Annotated in this window: 21 protein-coding genes and 1 tRNA gene; 11 read left to right on the top strand and 11 right to left on the bottom strand. The window is 68.8% G+C overall.

The genetic code is table 11. From position 1 onward, the window contains the following. The first annotated feature begins 9 nt into the window (after positions 1 to 9). Positions 10 to 984: an agmatine deiminase family protein gene (locus EO081_RS09880; protein ID WP_129341788.1), complete on the top strand. Its 975-nt coding sequence runs from the start codon at positions 10 to 12 to the stop codon at positions 982 to 984. A 184-nt stretch (positions 985 to 1,168) separates the two neighbouring features. Beyond that, positions 1,169 to 2,017 (top strand): N-carbamoylputrescine amidase, encoded by an 849-nt coding sequence (gene aguB, locus EO081_RS09875; protein WP_129341787.1) that lies wholly within the window; start codon positions 1,169 to 1,171, stop codon positions 2,015 to 2,017. 10 nt (positions 2,018 to 2,027) lie between these two features. Here the strand turns inward: aguB and EO081_RS09870 are convergent, their stop codons facing one another. Continuing rightward, entirely contained in the window at positions 2,028 to 2,693 is a 666-nt protein-coding gene (locus EO081_RS09870; protein ID WP_129341786.1) for a uracil-DNA glycosylase, read from the bottom strand. A 23-nt stretch (positions 2,694 to 2,716) separates the two neighbouring features. On the opposite strand from EO081_RS09870, the gene folK reads away from it, so the two are divergent. The 3 genes from folK to EO081_RS09855 all read left to right on the top strand — a co-directional run bounded on the left by folK (position 2,717) and on the right by EO081_RS09855 (position 4,166). Further along, positions 2,717 to 3,211 carry a 2-amino-4-hydroxy-6-hydroxymethyldihydropteridine diphosphokinase gene (gene folK / locus EO081_RS09865; RefSeq protein ID WP_129341785.1) on the top strand — a complete coding sequence of 165 codons (495 nt, stop codon included), beginning with the start codon at positions 2,717 to 2,719 and terminating at the stop codon, positions 3,209 to 3,211. A gap of 83 nt (positions 3,212 to 3,294) precedes the next feature. Then, positions 3,295 to 3,370 (top strand) — tRNA-Lys (locus EO081_RS09860). 91 nt (positions 3,371 to 3,461) lie between these two features. Then, complete coding sequence (locus EO081_RS09855; RefSeq protein WP_129341784.1) at positions 3,462 to 4,166, top strand: phosphatase PAP2 family protein; 705 nt, start codon at positions 3,462 to 3,464, stop codon at positions 4,164 to 4,166. 100 nt (positions 4,167 to 4,266) lie between these two features. Here the strand turns inward: EO081_RS09855 and EO081_RS09850 are convergent, their stop codons facing one another. Both EO081_RS09850 and galE read right to left on the bottom strand, forming a co-directional pair. After that, positions 4,267 to 4,491, bottom strand: a complete 225-nt coding sequence (locus EO081_RS09850) for a DUF6289 family protein (RefSeq protein WP_129341783.1) — start codon at positions 4,489 to 4,491, stop codon at positions 4,267 to 4,269. A 156-nt stretch (positions 4,492 to 4,647) separates the two neighbouring features. Continuing rightward, positions 4,648 to 5,649: a UDP-glucose 4-epimerase GalE gene (gene galE, locus EO081_RS09845; protein WP_129341782.1), complete on the bottom strand. Its 1,002-nt coding sequence runs from the start codon at positions 5,647 to 5,649 to the stop codon at positions 4,648 to 4,650. A 159-nt stretch (positions 5,650 to 5,808) separates the two neighbouring features. Between galE and msrA the strand changes: the two genes are divergently transcribed. Beyond that, positions 5,809 to 6,357: a peptide-methionine (S)-S-oxide reductase MsrA gene (msrA, locus tag EO081_RS09840; RefSeq protein WP_129341781.1), complete on the top strand. Its 549-nt coding sequence runs from the start codon at positions 5,809 to 5,811 to the stop codon at positions 6,355 to 6,357. A 39-nt stretch (positions 6,358 to 6,396) separates the two neighbouring features. On the opposite strand, the gene EO081_RS09835 is transcribed toward msrA, so the two are convergent. From EO081_RS09835 to EO081_RS09820, 3 genes are all read right to left on the bottom strand, one after another. Further along, positions 6,397 to 7,329 carry an L-threonylcarbamoyladenylate synthase gene (locus tag EO081_RS09835; protein ID WP_129341780.1) on the bottom strand — a complete coding sequence of 311 codons (933 nt, stop codon included), beginning with the start codon at positions 7,327 to 7,329 and terminating at the stop codon, positions 6,397 to 6,399. A gap of 361 nt (positions 7,330 to 7,690) precedes the next feature. Continuing rightward, a complete protein-coding gene (locus tag EO081_RS09825; protein WP_129341778.1) occupies positions 7,691 to 8,041 on the bottom strand; it encodes a GntR family transcriptional regulator in 351 nt (116 codons plus the stop codon). 37 nt (positions 8,042 to 8,078) lie between these two features. Further along, positions 8,079 to 8,660 (bottom strand): nitroreductase family protein, encoded by a 582-nt coding sequence (locus EO081_RS09820; protein ID WP_129341777.1) that lies wholly within the window; start codon positions 8,658 to 8,660, stop codon positions 8,079 to 8,081. A 111-nt stretch (positions 8,661 to 8,771) separates the two neighbouring features. Between EO081_RS09820 and EO081_RS09815 the strand changes: the two genes are divergently transcribed. The 5 genes from EO081_RS09815 (at position 8,772) to EO081_RS09795 (ending at position 15,416) form a co-directional block, all read left to right on the top strand. Next, a complete protein-coding gene (locus EO081_RS09815) occupies positions 8,772 to 10,418 on the top strand; it encodes a peptide MFS transporter (protein WP_129341776.1) in 1,647 nt (548 codons plus the stop codon). Between the two features lie 139 nt (positions 10,419 to 10,557). Continuing rightward, positions 10,558 to 12,078 (top strand): efflux transporter outer membrane subunit, encoded by a 1,521-nt coding sequence (locus EO081_RS09810; RefSeq protein WP_183947937.1) that lies wholly within the window; start codon positions 10,558 to 10,560, stop codon positions 12,076 to 12,078. After that, a complete protein-coding gene (locus tag EO081_RS09805; protein ID WP_129341775.1) occupies positions 12,078 to 13,493 on the top strand; it encodes an efflux RND transporter periplasmic adaptor subunit in 1,416 nt (471 codons plus the stop codon). Before EO081_RS09810 ends, EO081_RS09805 begins: the two co-directional genes overlap by 1 nt. Next, positions 13,483 to 14,208: an ABC transporter ATP-binding protein gene (locus EO081_RS09800; protein WP_129341774.1), complete on the top strand. Its 726-nt coding sequence runs from the start codon at positions 13,483 to 13,485 to the stop codon at positions 14,206 to 14,208. The genes EO081_RS09805 and EO081_RS09800 overlap by 11 nt, the downstream gene beginning before the upstream one ends. Beyond that, positions 14,208 to 15,416, top strand: coding sequence for an ABC transporter permease (locus tag EO081_RS09795; protein WP_129341773.1), 1,209 nt, complete (start codon positions 14,208 to 14,210; stop codon positions 15,414 to 15,416). The genes EO081_RS09800 and EO081_RS09795 overlap by 1 nt, the downstream gene beginning before the upstream one ends. On the opposite strand, the gene EO081_RS09790 is transcribed toward EO081_RS09795, so the two are convergent. The 5 genes from EO081_RS09790 to EO081_RS09770 are packed head-to-tail and all read right to left on the bottom strand — an operon-like array spanning position 15,385 to position 20,675. Then, positions 15,385 to 16,011, bottom strand: coding sequence for a nucleotidyltransferase family protein (locus EO081_RS09790; RefSeq protein WP_129341772.1), 627 nt, complete (start codon positions 16,009 to 16,011; stop codon positions 15,385 to 15,387). The genes EO081_RS09795 and EO081_RS09790 overlap by 32 nt on opposite strands. After that, the gene (locus EO081_RS09785; protein ID WP_129341771.1) at positions 15,998 to 16,921 is read right to left on the bottom strand and encodes an XdhC family protein; all 924 of its coding nucleotides are present in this window, start codon (positions 16,919 to 16,921) and stop codon (positions 15,998 to 16,000) included. Before EO081_RS09785 ends, EO081_RS09790 begins: the two co-directional genes overlap by 14 nt. Positions 16,922 to 16,966: 45 nt before the next feature. Beyond that, positions 16,967 to 19,189: a xanthine dehydrogenase family protein molybdopterin-binding subunit gene (locus EO081_RS09780; RefSeq protein ID WP_129341770.1), complete on the bottom strand. Its 2,223-nt coding sequence runs from the start codon at positions 19,187 to 19,189 to the stop codon at positions 16,967 to 16,969. Further along, positions 19,186 to 20,163 (bottom strand): FAD binding domain-containing protein, encoded by a 978-nt coding sequence (locus EO081_RS09775; protein WP_129341769.1) that lies wholly within the window; start codon positions 20,161 to 20,163, stop codon positions 19,186 to 19,188. Before EO081_RS09775 ends, EO081_RS09780 begins: the two co-directional genes overlap by 4 nt. Further along, positions 20,160 to 20,675, bottom strand: a complete 516-nt coding sequence (locus tag EO081_RS09770; protein ID WP_129341768.1) for a 2Fe-2S iron-sulfur cluster-binding protein — start codon at positions 20,673 to 20,675, stop codon at positions 20,160 to 20,162. The genes EO081_RS09775 and EO081_RS09770 overlap by 4 nt, the downstream gene beginning before the upstream one ends. Positions 20,676 to 20,768 lie beyond the last annotated feature (93 nt).

The raw sequence follows: 20,768 nt of genomic DNA, 5'->3' as shown, positions 1-20,768 counted from the left end.
GACGCCGCCATGACTACGCCTCCTCCCGCCGAATGGGCCCGCCACGACGCCGTCTGGATCGGCTTCCCCAGCCATCCCGAACTCTGGCTCGAAGACCTCGAACCCGCCCGCGAGGAAGTCGTCGCCTTCGCGCGGGCCGTCCATGCGGATGGCGCCGGCGAGCGGGTGCTGCTGGTCGCAGCGGATGAGGAAGCCGCCGCAGCCGCGCGGGCGATGGCGGGGGACGCGGCCGAGGTGGTGGTGGAGCCGTTCGGCGACATCTGGCTGCGCGACACCGGCGCGATCCTGGACGGCGATGGCCGCGCGCACGACTTCGCGTTCAACGGTTGGGGCGGCAAGTACGACCTGCCCGGCGACAACAGTGTCGGCGCGGGGCTTGCCCGCCAGCGCGGGATCGCGGCCGAGACCCACGACTGGATCATCGAGGGCGGCGCCATCGACGGCGACGGCACGGGCCTGGTCGTCACCACCGAGCAGTGCCTGCTGAACCCGAACCGCAATGGCGAGGACTTCACCCGCGACAAGGCGGAGGCGCTGCTGCGGGCCGACCTGGGCTACACCCGCTTCCTGTGGCTGGGCGACGGGCTGCTCAACGACCATACCGACGGCCATGTCGACAACCTCGCCCGCTTCGTCGGCCCGAACCGCCTGGCGATCCCGGAGCCGGCCGAGGGCGACCCCAACGCCGACGTGTACCGCGATGCGGCCGAGCGCGCAGAGGCGGCCGGCGTCGAGCTCGTCCGCATCCCCTCCCCCGGCCGCGTGGAGTCCGAGGACGAGGTGATCCCGGCGAGCTACATGAACTTCTACATCGGCAACGCCGCGGTGGTGGTGCCGGTCTATGGCCAGTCGAGCGACGACGCGGCGGTGGCGGCGCTCGCGGCGATCTTCCCGGACCGCACGGTGGTGGGCCTGCGCGCCGACCATATCCTGACCGGGGGCGGCAGCTTCCACTGCATCAGCCAGCAGATTCCCAGCCGCTGATCCTGCGAGGGCCTAGCCCTTCCTCGTACCCCGGCGCAGGCCCGGGCCAGTTGGGGGAACCGAGCCGCATCTCGCGAGCCGCCCGCACCTGGACCCTGGCCTGCGCCGGAGTACGGCTCCTTCCCTCGACAGGAGCCCCAATCCGCCTCTGGCAACGCAGGCCAGTTCGACTACATAGCGCGGCATGACCGAAATCACCGTCGCCGCGCTGCAGCTCGCCTTTTCCAACGACATCGATGCGAACATCGCCAAGGTCACCCGCCTGGTGCGCGAGGCTGCGGCCAAAGGTGCGCAGGTGATCCTGCCGCCCGAGCTGTTCGAGGGCGAATATTTCTGCCGTGTCGAGGACGAGGGGCTGTTCGCCAATGCGAAGCCCGCCGACGAGCACAAGGCGGTACTGGCGATGCAGGCACTCGCCGCCGAGCTGAAGGTGCATATCCCGACCAGCTTCTTCGAGGCGGACGGGCCGCACTATTACAACTCGCTCGCGATGATCGGCCCCGACGGCCGCGTCCAGGGCGTGTATCGCAAGAGCCACATCCCCGACGGCCCTGGCTATGAGGAGAAGTTCTACTTCCGCCCCGGCAACACCGGGTTCAAGGTGTGGGACGGTCCCGCCGCCAAGATCGGCGTCGGCGTCTGCTGGGACCAGTGGTACCCGGAAACCGCCCGCGCGATGATGCTGATGGGCGCGCAGCTGCTCTTCTACCCGACCGCGATCGGCAGCGAGCCGCACGACACCAGCCTCGACACCGCCCGGCTGTGGCGCCGCGCGATGGTCGGCCATGCGGTGTCTAACGTCGTGCCCGTGATCGCCGCCAACCGCGTCGGCACCGAACACGGCCAGACCTTCTACGGCACCAGCTTCATCTGCGACGAGCGCGGCGACATCCTGGCCGAGCTGGACCGCGAAGAAGAAGGCGTCATCACCGCGACGCTCGACCTCGACCGGGTCAAGCGTCACCGCGCCGCGTTCGGCTTCTTCCGCGATCGCCGGCCGGAGCTCTATGGCCGGCTGACGCAGGACATCTGACGCCGCAGCGTCAGGCGGCGACGGCGTCGCGCAGCTGCAGCGCCCGCTCGAACACCGCCTCGAACATCGGCTGGGTCAACCGGCCGGTGTTCTGGTTGTAGCGCGAGCAGTGGTAGCTATCGACCAGGATGCGGCCGTCCGGCATACGATGCTCGGCGAGATGGCCGAACTTGGCCTTGGGAAGCTTGCCGCCGAGCGCCTTCACCGCCGACTGGTGGGCGATCTGACCGAGCGCCACGAACACGCGCACGCGCGGTAGCGCTGCGATCGGTGCCTCCAGGAACGGGCGGCAGGTGCGGATCTCCTCCGGCGTCGGCTTGTTCTCCGGCGGCAGGCAGCGCACCGCGTTGACGAGCATCACGCCCCGGAGTTCGAGCCCGTCGTCGGGACGCGCGTCGAACACCCCTTCCGACAAGCCGAACTTCGCAAGCGTGTCGTAGAGCAACGCCCCGGCGTAGTCGCCGGTGAAGGGCCGGCCGGTGCGGTTGGCGCCATGCTTTCCGGGTGCGAGGCCCACCACCGCCAGCCAGGCGTCGGGATCGCCGAACGCGGGCACCGGCGCGTTCCACCAGTCCGGATATCCCTGCCGCAGTGATTCGCGAAACCCCACCAGGCGGGGGCAGAGCGGGCAATCATGAGGGGGTTCGGTGGCGCGAAGCGGGGTGGCAGCAGACATGGGGCTGCGGTAGGCGCCGGAGCATGGGAAGGGCAAGCTATGCGATCGCGATCGGGTCCAACCGCCGTGGATACCACGGCAGCCCCGAGCAAGAGGTCGCGGCTGCGCTGAAGGCGCTGGGGGGCGTGGTCGCCGTCGCGCCGGTGATCCGCAGCGCGCCGCTCGGCCCCTCGCTGCGGCGCTACGCCAACACGGTCGCGCTGGTGGAAAGCCCGCTCTCCCCGCCCGAGATGCTGGCGCGGTGCAAGGCGATCGAGCGCAGCTTCGGGAGACGGCGTGGGCGGCGTTGGGGAACACGGGTGCTCGACCTCGATCTGGTGCTCTGGTCCGGGGGGCCCTGGGCGAGCCACGGCCTCATCGTGCCGCATCCGGCATTCCGGACCCGGGATTTCGTGCTCGATCCGCTCGCGCAACTCGCGCCCGACTGGCGCGACCCCGTGAGCTCCCTGACCATCCGCCAGCTCGCCCGCAGGCTGCGACGCGCCCGGGCGGTTGACCCGGCGGCTCCGGCTCCGTAGGGCGCGCGGCACGTACCGCGTCGTCGGGCGTTTGACAGGCGCCGGATCGAACTGCCGGCGCGATCGCAACGACGCAATGGTGAGGGCTCGTAGCTCAGTCGGTAGAGCAACGGACTTTTAATCTGTAGGTCCCGGGTTCGAATCCCGGCGAGCCCACCACTTTCCGCACGCGCCGCCGCGTACCACCGCCGAGACCGGCTCTGCCCCGTCCCTGATTGCCCCGGCGCGCATAGACTGCGACATGCGGGCCATGGCTCCCCCTCTCGTATCCCTGGACGACGAAACGCGTGCGTCCGGCCGTAGGCCATGGCCGCTGATCGCGGGCGTGCTCGTCGTCGTCGCGCTGCTCGCGTTGCTGTTCCTCGCCTCGGTGATCGCACGCGGCGACGCGCTGGCGTTCGACCGGACGCTGATCCTCGCGATGCGCGTGCCGGGCCACCCCGACGTGCCGATCGGTCCCGCCAAGCTGCCCTCGATCGCGCGCGACATCACCGCGCTCGGCAGCGGCACGGTGCTCACCCTGGTGGTGACGCTTGCGACCATCCTGCTGCTGCTCCGCCGCCTCTGGCGGACTGCGGCGCTGACGCTGGTGGCGACGATCGGCGGGGGCAGCATGGTGTCGCTGCTCAAGCAGTTGTTCGAGCGCGCCCGGCCGGATCTGGTCGAGCATCTGATGCGAGAGACCTCGGCGAGCTTCCCGTCCGGCCACAGCGCGAACAGCGCGATCGTGTATCTGACGGTCGCCACGCTGCTCTTCCCGATGATCCGGGAGGCGCGCGTACGGCTGTTCGTCGTCGCCGCCACCATGACGATCGTCGCGCTGATCGGGATCAGCCGGGTGTATCTGGGGGTACATTGGCCGAGCGACGTGCTCGCCGGCTGGATCTTCGGCGCGCTCTGGGCGCTCGGCTGGTGGCGGGTGGAGCTGACGCTGCTCGCTCGCACGAAGGTCTGACGCCTTCGGCCACCATCCCGCTTCTCAGCGATCCCCCTGCCGAGCACTCACCAGATGCGGGCGTCGGCGCGACCGCCGCCGCACCGACGCCCGACGCCGATCAATTGCAACCGTAGTAGTGGTCTTGACTGTAAAGCGTGGCTGTACCGCCGCGCGAGAAGCTGCCATCGCAGAACCGAACGAAAAAGCCGACCTGCTCCGTGTAATTCTCGTCACTGAAGAAAAACGTTGCGGACTCCTGCCGCTTCACCTGCGCTCCTACTGGATTGACGAATCCAGTCGCGAAAACTGCAGCCAATACGGATACTTTGATCAGCTTGACCATGCGTGACTCCGATGCGCGTTATTACCGCTTATTCGACTCAGCAGCCGAAGCTTGATGCTCTCACTTGCCCCGGCGGTCGTCAACTGCTGAGCTGTTCAACGATATTCTCCGCACAGCTTCGATATTCGTAATAATTGTTATGACGTTGTCGTTGCGTCAGCCCTGCGCGCGCTCGGCTAGGGCGCGTTCCCAGGCGAGCGCGTCGGCGACGATGCGGTCCAGATCGTCATGTTGCGGCCGCCACGGCAGCGCGGCAAGGATCGCCCGGTTGTCCGCGACCAACGCATCGGGATCGCCGGGGCGCCGCCCTTCCATGCGGCGATCGATCTTCAGGTTGGTCACCCGGTCGACGGCATCGAGGACCTGGTTCACCGAATAGCCGCGGCCGTAGCCGCAGTTGAGCGTGCGGCTTTCGCCCGGCTCGGCGATCAGCAGGTCGAGCGCATGGACGTGCGCCGCCGCCAGGTCCGACACATGGATATAGTCGCGCACGCCGGTCCCGTCCTCGGTGGCGAAGTCGGTGCCGAACACCGACACGTGGCTCCGCTTGCCCGTCGCGGCCTCCACCGCCACCTTGATCAGGTGCGTCGCGCCTGCGGTCGACTGGCCCGAGCGTCCCTGCGGGTCCGCGCCGGCGACGTTGAAGTAGCGCAGCGCGCAATAGTTGATCGGATGCGCGGCGGCGACGTCCTTCAGCATGATCTCGGTCATCAGCTTGGACATGCCATAGGGATTGATCGGCGCCTTGGGCGAGTCTTCGCGGATCGGCACCTGGTCGGGGATGCCATAGGTCGCGGCAGTCGACGAAAAGATGAAGTGCTTCACCCCGCAGGCGACCGCGCTTTCGATCAGAGACCGGCTCGCGGCGGTGTTGTTGCGATAGTATTTGAGCGGGTCCGCGACGGACTCCGGCACCACCACCGACCCGGCGAAGTGCATAACGGCCAGGACAGCGTGCTCGCGCATCACCGCGCGCACCGCAGCCTCGTCCTCGATCGCCGCCTGGACCAGGGTCGCGCGCGGGTCGACGGCCCAGGCGAACCCGGTGACGAGATTGTCCACCACCACCACGCGCCAGCCGGCGTCCAGCAGGGCCAGCACGGCATGGCTGCCGATGTACCCCGCCCCGCCCGTCACCAGGACCGAACCTTCGCGCATGCATCAATCCCCTTTGCTTTGGCCGCATCGCCTAGCAGTGGTGATTGTGCCGGGCGAGCGCGTTCCTATCTCTAGGCGACGAACGCGTGCGGGGCTGCGGTCGGAAGCTCCGCTTTCGATCCAGTCCGGCGCGTTCTCGCATTTGTCAGGAGATGTTTGATGGCTACCGAAGTCGCGACCTTTGCGGGCGGCTGTTTCTGGTGCACCGAGGCGGTGTTCCGCGACGTGATCGGCGTCGAGTCGGTCGAGAGCGGCTACATCGGCGGCACCGTGCCGAATCCGACCTACAAGCAGGTGTGCGGCGGCGACACCGGTCATGCCGAGGCGATCCGCATCACCTATGATGCCGACCAGATCAGCTATGACGAGATGCTCGACATCTTCTTTGCGACGCACGATCCGACGCAACTGAACCGCCAGGGCAACGACATCGGGACGCAGTACCGGTCGGCGATCTTCCCGCACGACGCCGATCAGGAGGCGCGCGCGCGTGCCGGCATCGAGCGCGCGGGCGAGACCGGCGGCAAGATCGTCACCACGATCGAGCCGCTGGGCGAATGGTATCCGGCCGAGGGGTATCACCAGGAATATTGGGAAGGCGAAGGCCAGCGGAATCCCTATTGCCTGGCGGTGATCCCGCCCAAGCTCCAGAAGCTGCGCAAGAGCTTCGCGGCACGTTCCAAGGCGGCGGAACCGACCGCAGCCTGACCTTCATGGGCGGCGCTGGGAGATCCCCCGCGCTGCCCCTCAGACGGCTGCGCGCGCCAGGCGATCGTTGATCGCGGCGCCCAGCCCGTCGCGTGGCACGGGCGCGACGGCAATCCGCGCCTTCGGTGCTGCATCCGCGCGGTGCAGGCAATCGAACAGCCGCGCTGCCGCTTCGGTGAGATTGCCCGCGGCCGACAGCGTGTCGTCGCCCCGGACGGGCCCGAAACCGATCAGCCACTCGTCTGCATCCGCAGCCGTGGCGTCGAGCCGCACCGGCTTGCCGGGTGCGTAATGGCTGGCCAGTTGCCCCGGCGCCTCGATCCCGCTGCCGGCGGGGCCCGGCATGACTCCCGTGATCGCCGCGACCTGCTCGGCGGTGATCGGCCCCGGGCGCAGCAGCCGCACGGTGCCGTCGGTGCAGGCGAGGATCGTCGACTCCAGCCCGCGTTCGGTCGGCCCGTCCTCGATCACCAGCGGAATCCGCCCCTTGAGGCTTGCCGCGACATGCTCCGCCCGGGTCGGACTGATGCCGCCGCTGGCGTTGGCCGACGGCGCCGCGAGCGGCCTGCCCGTGGCGGCAAGCAGCGCCTGCATCGCGCGGTGCGCCGGCACGCGGAGGGCAATGGTCGAAAGGCCGGCCGTCACCAGCGATGCGATCCCCGAATCCTCGCGAAGCGGCAGGACCAGGGTCAGCGGCCCCGGCCAGAATGCGTCGGCGAGGCGACCGGCATTCTCGTCGAAATGGGCCAACGCCTCCGCCGCGGCGCGATCGGGCAGGTGGACGATCAGCGGGTTGAAGCTGGGGCGGCCCTTCGCGGCATAGATGGAGGCGACAGCCTGGGCGTGCGTGGCGTCCGCTGCCAGTCCGTACACCGTCTCCGTGGGAACGGCGACGCACTGCCCGTCGGCGATGCGCCGGGCCGCCTCGGCGACCGCATCGGGGCCGTACGGCAGGCAGCGTGGAGTTGGCATGGCGGCAGGCGACGGCACGGAACCGCCGCTATCCTGCGGGCTCCCCGGGGACAAGGGCCGTTCGCGCCGCCGTCAGGCCGCGAGCAGTGGTGGCCGCGGCGAGGTGCGGGTCACGCCACTGCCGATACTGTGCACCCCGCTGATCGGCAGTGCGGTGTGGCAGAACGCACATTCAGCCGACATCCGGCCGACGAACCAGTGGCTCTGGCCGCAGCCCGGGCAGTGGTTGGTTTCCGAAAGCCGATAGGCGACCCGGGAGCCTGTCGCTCCGGGCACGGAGCTGCTGTCCTGCCGCATGATCTTTCCCCTTTTATCAACAGGGGAGAACGTCGTCGAACCGTGCCCGGTTCCCGACAAGGCGTCAGGCGTGCTCCAGCAGGTCGTGCAGATCCAGGCCCAGCAGCGCGATCTGCTCGCGCACCCGCGGCCAGGTCCCCGCCAGGAAGCGGTCACGCTCGGCAAGCCGCAGCCGCTCGGCGGCACCCGCGAGCACGAACATGCCGACCCCACGCCGGACCTCGACGTACCCGTCGTCCTGGAAGGTCTGATAGGCCTTGGCGACCGTCAACGGGTTCGCCCCCTGCTCTGCGGCAAAGGCGCGGACCGAGGGGAGCTGGTCTCCTGCCCGATATTCCCCGCGCAAGATGGCGGCAGCCACGATCGCGCGGAGTTTCAGGTACACGGGGCTGTCGTCGTTCTCGATCGCTGCCATGCTGCCTTAATACAGCAACCGAGCAGCGCGTCCAGCCTCAACCATCCCAGCGGCTGACCACCGCGGCGAGGTCCGGCCGCGGGCGCTCCTCCAGCGGCTTGCCCGGCGTGCCGATGAACACGAAGCCGACGATCCGCTCCGGATCGCTGCCGAAGGCGTCGCGCACCGTCGGCGACAGGCTCGGCCAGCCGGTGATCCAGCTTGCGACGAAGCCCATGGCATGGGCGGCGTGCAGCAGGTTCATGGCGGCGGCGCCGGCGGACATCTGCTGCTCCCACAGCGGGATATGGCTGTCGGGGCGGGGCGAGGACAGTACCACCACCAAGGCCGGGGCCGGCACGCCGAAGCCAGCCATCGCATCCAGCTCCAGCCGGCCGGCATCGGGCTTTTCCGTCCGATAGGCATCCGCCAGCATCGCGTTGAACGCCGCGCGCCGGTCGTCCGGCACCACGACGAATCGCCACGGCGCCAGCTTGCCGTGGTCTGGCGTGCGCGCGGCAAGCGCCAGCATCGCGTCGATCTGCTCGGGTGTCGGGCCGGGAGCGACCATCTCGCGTGCCTTGCCCGAGCGGCGGGTGGCGAGCAGCGAAAGCGGCGTGGTGCGGTCGTTGAAGGTCATCGGGAGGGCCTAGCGGCATGGACCGCGGGCAACAACTGCTTGGCACGACGCGATTCTCCGCTAGTCTCGCGCGCCATGCACGCCAGGCGCCCGGGAAACCGCGGCGCCGCCATGGCTTCAAAGGGGAATCTAGTGGCTGTCATTCCGGCAATCGCCGTTGCCTTTCTGTTGGTATTGCTCGTCGGTGGCGCGTCCATCGCGATGAGCAGCAAGCCCGAGTTCGCAGGCCATCCAAAGGGCCTGTACGTCCTGTTCTTCGCCGAGATGTGGGAGCGTTTCTCCTACTACGGCATGCGCGCGCTGTTGGTGTTCTACCTCACCAAGCACTGGCTGTTCAGCGATGGCGAGGCCAACCTGATCTACGGCGCCTACAACAGCCTGGTGTACGTCACCCCGGTGCTGGGCGGCTATCTCGCCGACCGGTATCTGGGCCAGCGCAAGGCCGTGCTGTTCGGCGCGATCCTGCTGACGATCGGCCACACGATGATGGGCTTCGAAGGCGACGGCGGCGGCAACAGCGGCGCGGCCATCAACATCTTCTGGCTGGCGCTCGCCTTCATCATCGTCGGCACCGGCTTCCTGAAGGCGAACATCTCGGTGATCGTGGGCCAGCTCTACCCGCGCACCGACGTGCGTCGCGACGGCGCCTATACGATCTTCTACATCGGCATCAACGTGGGCGCGACGCTGGGCACGATCCTGGCCGGCTGGCTGGGCGAGACCTACGGCTGGAGCTACGGCTTCGGCGCGGCGGGCGTCGGCATGCTGCTGGGCCTGATCGTCTTCGTGGGATTCAAGCCGCTGCTGCTGGGCCATGGCGAGTCCCCCGATCCTGCAGCCCTGGCCCGCAAGGTCGGCGGCATCCGCTTCGAGCATGTGCTCTATGGCCTCGGCCTCGCGTCGATCGCCATCGCCTGGGCGCTGATCCAGTACCGCGACGTGATCGAGCTGCTGCTCGCCGTCAGTGGCTTCGCGCTGCTCGGCTATGTTCTTTTCCAGTCGTTCCGTGTGGACCGCGAGGCACGGCACCGGCTGTGGGTGATCCTGTTCCTGATCGCGCTCAATCCGGTGTTCTGGGGCCTGTTCGAGCAGGCGGGCGGGTCGCTCAACCTCTACACCGACCGCTATGTCGATCGCGGTGGCGTGCCCGCGTCGATCTTCCAGTCGATCAACCCGCTCTACATCGTGCTGCTGGGGCCGATCTTCGCCTGGCTGTGGGTGTGGCTGGGCAAGCGCGGGCTTGAACCGTCGACCCCCGCCAAGTTCGGCCTGGCGCTGCTCCAGGTGGGCTTCGCCTTCCTGGTGTTCGTCTGGGGCGCCAACTCGGTCGGCCCGGGTGTCGCGACGCCGGTGCTGTTCGTGTTCCTGGTCTATCTGTTCCAGACCTCGGGCGAGCTCTGCCTGTCGCCGGTCGGCCTGTCGGCCATGAACCGGCTTTCGCCCAAGACGCTGGCCAGCCTGATCATGGGCGCCTGGTTCTACATGACGGCGGTCGGCCAGTTCGTCGCCGGCAAGATCGGTGAGGCGACCGGTGGCGAAGGCGGCGTGATGACCAAGGAAGGGACCCTTGCCGTCTACGATACCATCGGCTGGTGGACGATCGGCATCGGCGTGGCCGTGCTGCTGGTGTCACCGTTCGTGAAGCGCCTGATGCACCTGGAGACGCTGGAGGACGATGTCGATCATGCGCTTGCCGGTGAGCAGGAGATCGGCGAGCCCAAGGCAGCCGGGTTTAACACCAGCAACGAAACGCGCTGAGCGATCGCCGGGGCGCTTCCAGGAGGCGCCCCGGCCCTGCCACGGGAAAACTCCCGGGAAGCAAATCGCGACGCCACCGTTACAAGTCGCGACAAGAAAACAGTGGACGAAGCCGCGATACGCGGCTCTTGTCGCCGCCATGTCGATCCGGCGTCTTTCCGTTCTTCTCGCCGCTCCCGCCGTCTTGTCCGCCTGCGCGGCGGGGCCGGATTACCGGCCCGCTTCCCCCGCGGAGCTCGGCGTCCCCGATCGCTATTCCGTCGCCGCGGACCAGAACCGGCACGAGGATCTCGCCCGCTGGTGGGAACGCTTCAACGATCCGCTGCTGGGGCAGCTGGTGGCGGAGACCGCGACCACCAACCTCGACGTCGCGCAGGCGGTCATCCGCCTGCGGCAGGCCCGCGAGTCGCTGCTGCAGTCGCGTGCCGGGCTGCTGCCGAGCCTCTCCGGATCCGCCGGCTATTCGCGCAACTTCAACATTCGCGGCGGCAGCGCCGCGATCACGCTGCCCGACGGCACCGTCACCAACATCAGCCGCGGCACCGGCGGCAACTTCACGCTGGGCGCGGACGCGAGCTACCAGGCGGACCTGTTCGGCGGCGTGCGCCGCACCATCGAGGCGAGCCGGGCGAGCAAAGAGGCGAGCCGCTTCGACTATGCGACGGTGCTGATCGCGCAACAGGCCGAGATCGCCCGCAACTACGTCACCGCCCGGCTTGCCCAGGCGCAGCTCGCCAACGCCCGCAGCTCGCTTGCCCTTCAGGACGACAATCTGGAGATCGCCGGCTTCCGGGTGCAGGCGGGGCTGGTCTCGTCGGTCGACCAGGAAACCGCCCGGGCCCAGCGCGCGCAGACCGCGGCCACCATTCCCACGATCGAGGCGAACTACAACGCCGCCGTTTCCCGCCTTGCGGTGCTGACGGGCCGCGCGCCCGGTGCGCTCAAGGAAGCGATGGCGGCCACCCGCCCGATCCCGGCCGCCGTCACCCCGGTCGGCGTCGGCATCCCTGCCGACACCCTGCGCCAGCGTCCGGACGTCCTGGCGGCGGAGCGTAGCCTGGCGGCGGCAACCGCACAGATCGGCGTCGCGCGAGCGCAGCTGTATCCGGCGCTCGCCATCAGCGGCAGCATCGACACGAACGCCACGAACCTCGGCAATCTTGCCGACGTCATCAGCGGCGGGCTGTTCGCCGGGCTCACCCAGACGATCTTCAACGGCGGGCGATTACGTTCCCAGGTCCGCTCGCAGGAAGCGGCGGCCGAGGGTGCCCTGCTCAGCTATCGCTCGACGGTGCTGACGGCGCTGGAGGACGTGGAAAATGCCATCGTCGCCCTCGACGCGGCGCAGCGCCGTGCCCGAGAGTTCGCGGTGGCGCTGGACGCCTCGCGCAACAGTGCCATCCTCTCGCGCAGCCAGTATCGCGCGGGGCTGACCGACATCACGACCCTCAACCAGGCCGAGGCCTCGCTGCTTTCGGCAAGCAACGGCCTTGTCCAGGCGCAGGCCGACCAGGCGAGCGCGCTTGTCCAGCTCTTCACCGCCCTGGGCGGCGGCTGGGACGCCGCCGCCATCCCAGGCGGCGACACCCGCGACGTTCCCCGCATCACCGGCAGCTTCCCCGCCGTCGCCCCGACCGACCAGACCCCGCAGGACCGCTGATGGCCGAACCCACCTCCACCGAACTCAACGACTTCCTGGGCGCCAAGCCGGTGCCCCGCTGGCGGCAGCGACTGAAGTGGGTCGTCGTCGTGGTCGTCCTGCTGCTGCTGATCTTCGCGCTGTCCCGCTGCTTCCGCGGCGCCGATGGCGTATCCTATGCGACCGAAGCCGTGGAACGGGGTGCACTGACGGTGACCGTCTCCGCCACCGGCAAGCTCGCACCCACCAACCAGGTCGAGGTGGGTTCCGAATTGTCGGGCCTCGTCACCAAGGTGGTCGTGGACGTCAACGACCGCGTGAGCGCGGGCCAGCCGCTCGCCCTCATCGACCCGGAGCGGCTCGACGACGCCATTCAGCAAAGCCAGGCGGCGCTGAACGCGCGGCTGGCAGACGTTGCGACGGCCAAGGCGACGCAGCAGGAATCGCAGGCGCAGCTGGCACGACTGGAAGAGGTAAGCCGTCTCTCCGGCGGGCGCGTTCCGGCAAAGACCGAGCTGGAGACGGCACGTGCCGCCGCCGCGCGCGCCGTCGCGTCCGTGCGGGCTGCCGAGGCGAACGTCGTCTCCGCACGCGCGCAGCTCAATTCGGACCAGACCCAACGCACCCGCGCGATCATCCGCTCGCCCGTCAACGGCGTCGTGCTTGCTCGGCAGATCGAGCCGGGGCAGACGGTCGCCTCCTCGTTCAACACCCCCACCCTGTTCGTGATCGCCCAGGACCTCTCCTCGATGAAGCTCGAGGTCGCGATCGACGAGGCGGACGTCGGCCAGGTGAAGGAAGGGCAGCGCGCGAACTTCACGGTCGACGCCTTCCCGGGCGCCACCTTCCCGGCCCGGATCACCCGGGTCGACCTGGGTTCGAACCTGACAACCAGCGCGAGTTCCTCGTCGTCCACCACCGCGACTAGCACCACCGGTCAGGTCGTCTCCTATGCGGCGACGCTGAGTGTCGAGAACCCGGAGCTTCGGCTGCGCCCCGGCATGACCGCGACGGCCGAGATCGTGACGGTCGAGCGCCCGCAGGTGCTTCTGGTGCCGAATGCGGCACTCCGCTTCACGCCTGCAACTGACGCCGGGACGGCGGCGAGCGGCAGCAGCCGCGGCGGCATCACCGGCGCGCTTCTGCCCGGCCCGCGCCGGCGTGGCAGCGGCAGCGGCGCCGAAAAGAGCGCCACTTCCTCCCGCAGCGGCCAGCAGACCGTCTACGTGCTGGGCGAGGACGGGAAGCCGCAGCCGGTGCAGATCTCCACCGGCAACACCAACGGGCAGATGACCGAAGTGGTCGGCGGCGGGCTGAAGCCCGGCATGAAGGTCATCACCGGTCAGCTTGCGGCCGGGCAGACCGCACCGGCCGCCGGCGGCGGGGCGCGCGGTCAGCGCAGCGCGGGCGGCGGTGGAGGCCAGCGTGGCCAGTGACGGCGCCGCGCCGATCATCCGCCTGCGCAACGTCACCAAGGTCTATGGTGAGGGGGCGACGCAGTTCCAGGCGCTGAAGGGCATCGACCTGGACATCGCAGCCGGTGACTTCGTGGCGGTGATGGGGCCGTCGGGTTCGGGCAAGTCGACGACGATGAACATCCTCGGCTGCCTCGACGTACCCTCGGGGGGAACGTTCGAGTTCCGCGGCCACCATGTGGAGACGCTCGGCCGCGACGAGCGTGCGCTGCTGCGCCGGCGTTACCTCGGCTTCGTGTTCCAGGGGTTCAATCTGCTCGCCCGCACCAGCGCTCTCGAGAATGTCGAACTGCCCCTGCTCTACCGCGGCGATGCCAAGGCCGAGCGCAGGGAAGCCGCCATGGCGGCGCTCGCCAAGGTCGGGCTCGATCAATGGTGGGACCACACCCCGGCCGAGCTTTCGGGCGGTCAGCAGCAGCGCGTGGCGATCGCCCGCGCGATCGTGACGCAGCCCGACGTGCTGCTTGCCGACGAGCCGACCGGCAACCTCGATTCGGAGCGATCGGTGGAGATCATGAAGCTGTTGAGCGACCTCAACGCACAGAGCGGCATCACCGTGCTGATGGTCACGCACGAGCCGGACATGGCGGCATTCGCGAGAACGGTCATCCACTTCAAGGATGGCCTCGTCGAGCGGGTGGACCATAACCATCGCCAGGGCGAGACGGTCGACTGATGCTGGGCACCACCATCCTCCTGGCCGTCCGTTCGATCCTGCGGCACAAGCTGCGCTCGTTCCTGACGACGCTGGGCATCATCATCGGCGTCGCAGCGGTCGTCACCATGGTGACGCTGGGCAAGGCGACTACCTCCGCCGTGCAGTCCCAGATCGCAGCGCTCGGCACTAACATCCTTCAGATCCGCCCCGGCCAGGGCTTCGGACGCGGCGGCGGCGGCCCCCGCCCGCCCGACTTCGAAGAGGCGGACGTCGAGGCGATCCGCGAGCAGGTCGCAGGCGTGACCGCGGTGGCGCCCCAGGCGCAATCGGCCGCCACCGCGATCTACAACGGCGCCAACTGGTCGACGACGATCAACGGCACCACCAACGACTATTTCCGCGTGCAGCCCTGGCCGCTCACCTCGGGCCGCATCTTCCAACCGGCCGAGGAACAGGCGGGCAAGGCCGTCTGCATCATCGGCAACACCGTCCGGCAGAACCTCTTCCGGGGCGGCGAGGCGGTGGGCCACCGCTTCCGCATCGGCAACGTCTCCTGCGACGTCGTCGGCACGCTTTCGACACGTGGCCAGGCGGGTTTCGGCGGCGACCAGGACGATGTCGTCATCATGCCGATCAAGACGGTGCAGCGCCGCTTCACCGGCAGCCGCGACATCCGCCTCATGCTGGTCGGGGTCGATGCCGCCTATGAAAGCAGCACGGTGCAGGCGTCGGTCACCGATCTGTTGCGCGAGCGTCGGAACATCAGCGGCGGTAAGGACGATGATTTCAACATCTTCGACACGGCGCAGATCTCGGCGACGCTCACCGGCACGACCACGCTCCTCACCGGCATCGTCACCGCCGTCGCCGCCATCAGCCTCGTCGTCGGCGGGATCGGCATCATGAACATCATGCTAGTCTCGGTGACCGAACGCACGCGCGAGATCGGCATCCGCCTGGCGATCGGTGCGGTCGCGCGCGAAGTGCTCATGCAGTTCTTGGTGGAGGCGATCGCCCTGTCCTGTCTGGGCGGCATCGTCGGGCTGGTGATCGCGCAACTTGCGGTCCTCGTCCTCGCCCCGGTGATGCAGGTCCCCTATCTGTTCGAGCCGCAGATCAACCTGATCGCCTTTGCGATTGCAGCGCTGATCGGGGTGGTGTTCGGCTATTTCCCGGCGCGACGGGCAGCGGCGCTCAATCCGATCGACGCGCTGCGGCACGAATAGCGGCGACCTCCGGCGTGAGGCCATAGGCGGTGCGCAGCGCCGCCAGGTCCTCGGGTGTGTCGACGTCGATCAACTCGTCCGCCCGCGTGATCACATGGTGCCCGCCCCGCACCAGTGCGCGGGCACCCTCGTCACCGCAGCAGCGCAACAACTCGGGGAAATGATTGGCCCCGAACAGCGCAGGGGGTGTCGGGTGAATGCCGTTGCTGGACGCGATCACGGCATCCGGCCCTTCGGCATAGTCGAGGAGCCGATAGACGTGCGTGGCGGTCACCCGCGGCATGTCGGCGAGCGCGATCAGCACCGCGGACGCTCCCTGGTCGATTGCCGTCTGGACACCCAGCCGCACCGATCCGGCCTGCCCGTCCTCGGTGCCGGGGTTCTCGACGACGGTGTAGCCGCGCGCGGCGAAATCCAGGCTGGTCTGGCAGACCACCGCGATCCGGCAGCGAAACGGCACTGCCTCCAACGCCGTCACCACGTGATAGGCGAGCGGCTTGTCCAGGAAGCGCTCGGTGAGCTTGTCCCTATCCCCGAACCGGCGCGAGCGGCCGGCGGCGAGCAGCACCAGGGCGGTGTCTTCAGCGCGGAGCATGGAAGGCCTGGACCACCGCCGCGGCGATCGAGAGCGCGATCTCCGCAGGCCCGATCGCGCCGATCGAGAGCCCGACGGGACCATCGATCCGGGCCAGCGCATCGGCGGACACGCCGGCCGCGGCCAGCCGCTCCAACCGCGCGGCGTGGCTGCGCTTCGATCCCAGCGCGCCCACATAAGCGGCGGGGCTGGCAAGCGCCGCGATCAGTGCGGGATCGTCGATCTTGATGTCATGGCTGAGCGTGACCACCGCGGTTGCCGGGTCGGGGCTCAGCGCCTCGATCGCCTCGTCGGGCCAGCGATCGTCCAGCACCACCCCGGGGAAGCGTTCCTCGGTGAGAAAGCGAGCCCGCGGGTCGATCACCACCGTCGCGATCCCGAGCGTCGTGGCAAGCGCCGCGAGCGACTGGGCGATCTGCACCGCACCGACGATCAGCAGCCGTCGCGGGGGATCATAGCGGTTGCGGAACACTTCGGCCGAACCCTCGTCGCGAAGCGTGCTGTGCCCCGTCTCCAGATCGGTCTCGACCGTCAGCGCCTTGCCGTCTGCGCGCGCCTCGGCGATGCGGTCGAACAGTTCGGGATCGAAGCCCGTGGCGGAGACCGGCTGAACGATCACCTCGATCTCGCCGCCGCAGGGCAGCCCGACTTCCCAGGCGGCCGCATCGGCGACGCCGTAGCGCTTGCGCTGGAAGGGAGCGCCGGCGATCACCTCGGCGGCGGTGGCGAGGATATCACTTTCCACGCACCCGCCCGACACCGATCCCTCGAAGCGCCCATCGGCGTGGACCAGCATATGGCTCCCGCGCGGACGCGGCGCCGACCCCCAGGTCGAGATCACCGTGGCAATCGCGAGCGGCTCGCCCTGCCAGACGCGCGCGGCGGAAAGGACGCTGTCGTTATCGGCCATCGGCACCCGCTCGCAGATGCGCGGTACCCCGGCAACCGCCCTGGCTCATACGGTCGGCAATCCCGGCAGCAGCTTGTCGAGCGTCAGGGGATAGTCCCGGATCCGCACTCCCGTGGCGTTGTAGATCGCGTTGGCGACGGCTGCGCCCGCTCCCGAGATGCCGAGCTCGCCCAGCCCCTTCGACTGGAGCGGATTGGCGAACTGGTCGCGCTCGGGAAGAAAGTGCACCTCGATGTGCGGCACGTCGGCGTTCACCGGCACATGATATTCGGCGAGGTCGTGGTTCACGACCCTTCCCGAGCGCGGATCGTGCACCAGTTCTTCCGTCAGTGCCGCGCCGATGCCGAACACGATCCCGCCGATGCACTGCGATCGCGCGGTCTTTTCGTTGAGGATCCGCCCCGCGGCAAAGGTCGAGACGAACCGGTTCACGCGCACTTCGCCGGTGACGGCGTTCACCCGCACCTCGCAGAAATGCGCGCCATAGGAGGCCTGGCGCCGCTCTTCCTCCAACTTGCCCGGCTTGATGGTGCCCTCGGCAGAGAGCCCCTCGCCCACCAGAGAGGAGAGCGGAACGCTGCGGTTCTGCGCGATCGCGCGCCCGTCCTTCAGCGTGAGCTCCTCCTCGGCGCAGCCCATGGCCGTTGCGATCTTCGCGCGGAGCGCCTCGCACGCGAGATAGACCGAGGAGCCGCTGCTGCTGGCACCCCAGGACCCGCCCGAACCCGCACCCGGCGGTGTGTCGGTGTCCCCCAGCCGCACGTCGATCCACTCGGGCCGGAGCCCCAGCAGCTCGCCGGTGATCTGCGCGAGGATCGTGTAGGTGCCGGTGCCGATGTCGGTCATGTCGGTTTCGACCGTCGCACGACCGTCTGCCCCGATCGAAACACGCGCCTGCGACTCCTGCAAGTGGTTGGAACGCGCGGACGCGGCCATGCCGTGGCCCACCAGCCATTCGCCCTCGCGCCTTGCACCCGGCGTGGGGTTGCGATCCTTCCAGCCGAACGCCGCGGCTCCCTCGTCGAGACAGCGCGTCAGCTGGCGGGTTGAGAAGGGAACGCCCTTCAGCGGATCCTGCTCGGGATCGTTGATCTTGCGCAGCTCGACCGGGTCCATGCCCAGCTTCTCCGCAAACTCGTCCATCGCAGCTTCGAGCGCGAGCATCCCCGCCGCTTCTCCTGGCGCGCGCATCGAGCCCGACAGCAGCCAGTCCATCGGCAACAGGTCGTGGGTTATCCGGCGATTCTCGCCCGCGTAGAGGAAATGGGTCGAGACACCCGCCGGCTCGAAATACTCCTCGCCCTCGATGTTGCTCGATACGGTCTCGTGCACGACCGTCGTCAATCGCCCATCGGCTCCTGCGCCCAGGCGTATCCGCTGGTGCGTGTTGGAGCGGCGGACGGTGGCGTCGAACACCTGCTGGCGGCTCATCACCGTCTTCACCGGCCGCCCGAGCTTGCGCGCCGCAAGCGCCGCTGCGACCACCTCCGGCGCGATGCCGAGCTTCGAGCCGAAGCCGCCCCCCACATAGGCGGAGATGATGCGCACCTTGTTCGGCTTCATCCCCAGGGCCTGCGCAAGCTGCTGCTTGTCGGAGGCGGGCATCTGGTACGAGCCATAGACCGTGAGCGCGTCCCCTTCCCACACCGCCGTGGAGGCATGCGGCTCCATCGCGGCGCTGTTCTGGCTGGGCGTCGTCCAGACGGCATCGAGCACCACCGGCGCTTCGGCCAGCGCCCTGTCCGGGTCGCCGGTCGCGACATGCGGCTCGGTCGATCCGCCCTTAGGCTTATGAGCTTCCTCCAAGCGCGCGTCGAACTCGAACAGTCCCGGCTTGTCCTCCAAGGCGACGTGCACGCGGGCGGCGGCATCCCGCGCCTGTTCGAAGGTCTCGGCGACGACGATCGCGACCACCTGGCCGAAATAGTGGATCTCCTCGACGCCCTGGGTCGGCGCCTTGTTGGAACCGCCCTGCTGAGGATTGCGGATAAAGGTGTCGAGGTCGATCACCACGTCGAGCACCCCCGGCATCTCCAGCGCCGCCGCAGTGTCGATGCCGGTGACACGGGCGCGGCCGACTTTCGCCTGCACCAGGAAACCGTACGCCAGGTTCGGCAGCGCATATTCCGCCGAATAGGTCGCCCGTCCCGCGACTTTCAGGGGCCCGTCGATCCGGTCGAGCGGGCGGCCGATCAGCCCCTGCGTGCCCGCGTCGAGCAGGCTGGCGGGGACGGGCACGTCCATCTTGAGCGTGGTGCTGTCGCTCATGCGGTGAGCTCCTTGAGAGTCGCGATCAGGACGCGGCGCGCGAGCGGGATCTTGAAGTCGTTGTGGCCGTAGCCGCGCGCGTCGCGCAGCAGCGTGTCGGACGCGGTTGCAAACAGCGCGTCGGAAGGCGCCTGGCCCACCAGCGCTTCCTCGATGGCGCCGTCCCGCCACGGCATGTGCGCGAGCCCCCCGAACGCGAGCTTCGCGGAGGCGATGCGCCCTTCCTCGACCGCAATGGCCGCCGCCACCGACACCAGCGCGAAGGCGTAGGAGGCGCGGTCGCGCACCTTGCGATAGAGCTGCCGCCCCGGCGGCGGGGCGGGCAGCTCGATATGGGTGATGAGTTCGCCCGGGCGGAGCGCGTTCTCGATGTGCGGCGTGTCACCGGGCAGGCGGTAGAAGTCGCCGATCGATAGGCGGCGGCGGTCCCCATCCGGCAGCTGGGTCGCGACCGTCGCGTCGAGCATCCGCATCGCCACTGCCATGTCGGACGGGTGGGTCGCGATGCACGCCTCGGACGCGCCCAGCACGGCGTGGATGCGGTTGAAGCCGTCGCGCGCCGCACAGCCGCTACCCGGCGACCGCTTGTTGCAGGCGTCGCCCGTCTCGTAGAAATAATAGCATCGGGTCCGCTGGAGCAGGTTGCCGCCGGTCGAGGCCTTGTTGCGCAGCTGCCCCGACGCCCCCGCCAGCAGCGCGCGCGACAGCGCCTCGTAGCGCTGCCGTACCAGCGGGTGGGCGGCGAGGTCGGCGTTGGGCACGAGCGCACCGATGCGCAGGCCGCCGTCCTCCGTCTCCTCCACCTGGTTCAGGTCGAGGCGGCTGATGTCGACGATCTGCTCGGGCGTCTCCACCTGCAGCTTCATCAGGTCGAGCAGGTTGGTACCGCCCGCGATGAACTTCGCGCCCGCAACCGCACCCGCGCGCGCCGCGTCCTCGGGCGTGCCCGCCCGCGCATAGTGGAACGGCTTCATTCCGCCGCCTCCGCCAGATGCTGGCTCTCGGCGGCCTCGCGGATCGCCTCGACGATGTTCGGATAGGCCGAGCAGCGGCACAGATTGCCGCTCATCCGCTCCTGGATCTCGGCGTCGGTGAACGTCACCGACTCGAGGTCGGCGGTGACATGGCTCGGCCAGCCCTTTGCGAGCTCGTCCAGCATCCCCGTCGCCGAGCAGATCTGGCCCGGGGTGCAATAGCCGCACTGGAAGCCGTCGTGCTTCACGAATGCCGCCTGCAGGGGGTTCAAGGCGCCGGGCGCGCCCAGCCCCTCGATGGTCGTGATCTCGTCGTCCTGGTGCATCACCGCCAGGGTCAGGCAGCTGTTGATGCGACGGCCGTTGACCAGCATCGTGCAGGCGCCGCACTGGCCGTGGTCGCAACCCTTCTTGCTGCCGGTCAGCCCCAGATGCTCGCGCGCAAGGTCGAGCAGCGAGGTGCGCACGTCCACCTCCGCCGCATAGGTCTGGCCGTTGATCCTGAACTGCATCGGGCACTCCTCCCTGGAAAAGGAGCAACGCCGGGACGCGGCGCTATTTCCTATTGCGATACGCTCGCAAGGAAATGGCGCCGGATCGCCGCC

Origin of the sequence: Sphingomonas desiccabilis (assembly GCF_004135605.1) — a bacterium.
GTDB lineage: Bacteria > Pseudomonadota > Alphaproteobacteria > Sphingomonadales > Sphingomonadaceae > Sphingomonas > Sphingomonas desiccabilis.
The sequence above is the reverse complement of the archived record's forward strand: the minus strand, read 5'-3'. Positions and strand labels throughout refer to the sequence as shown.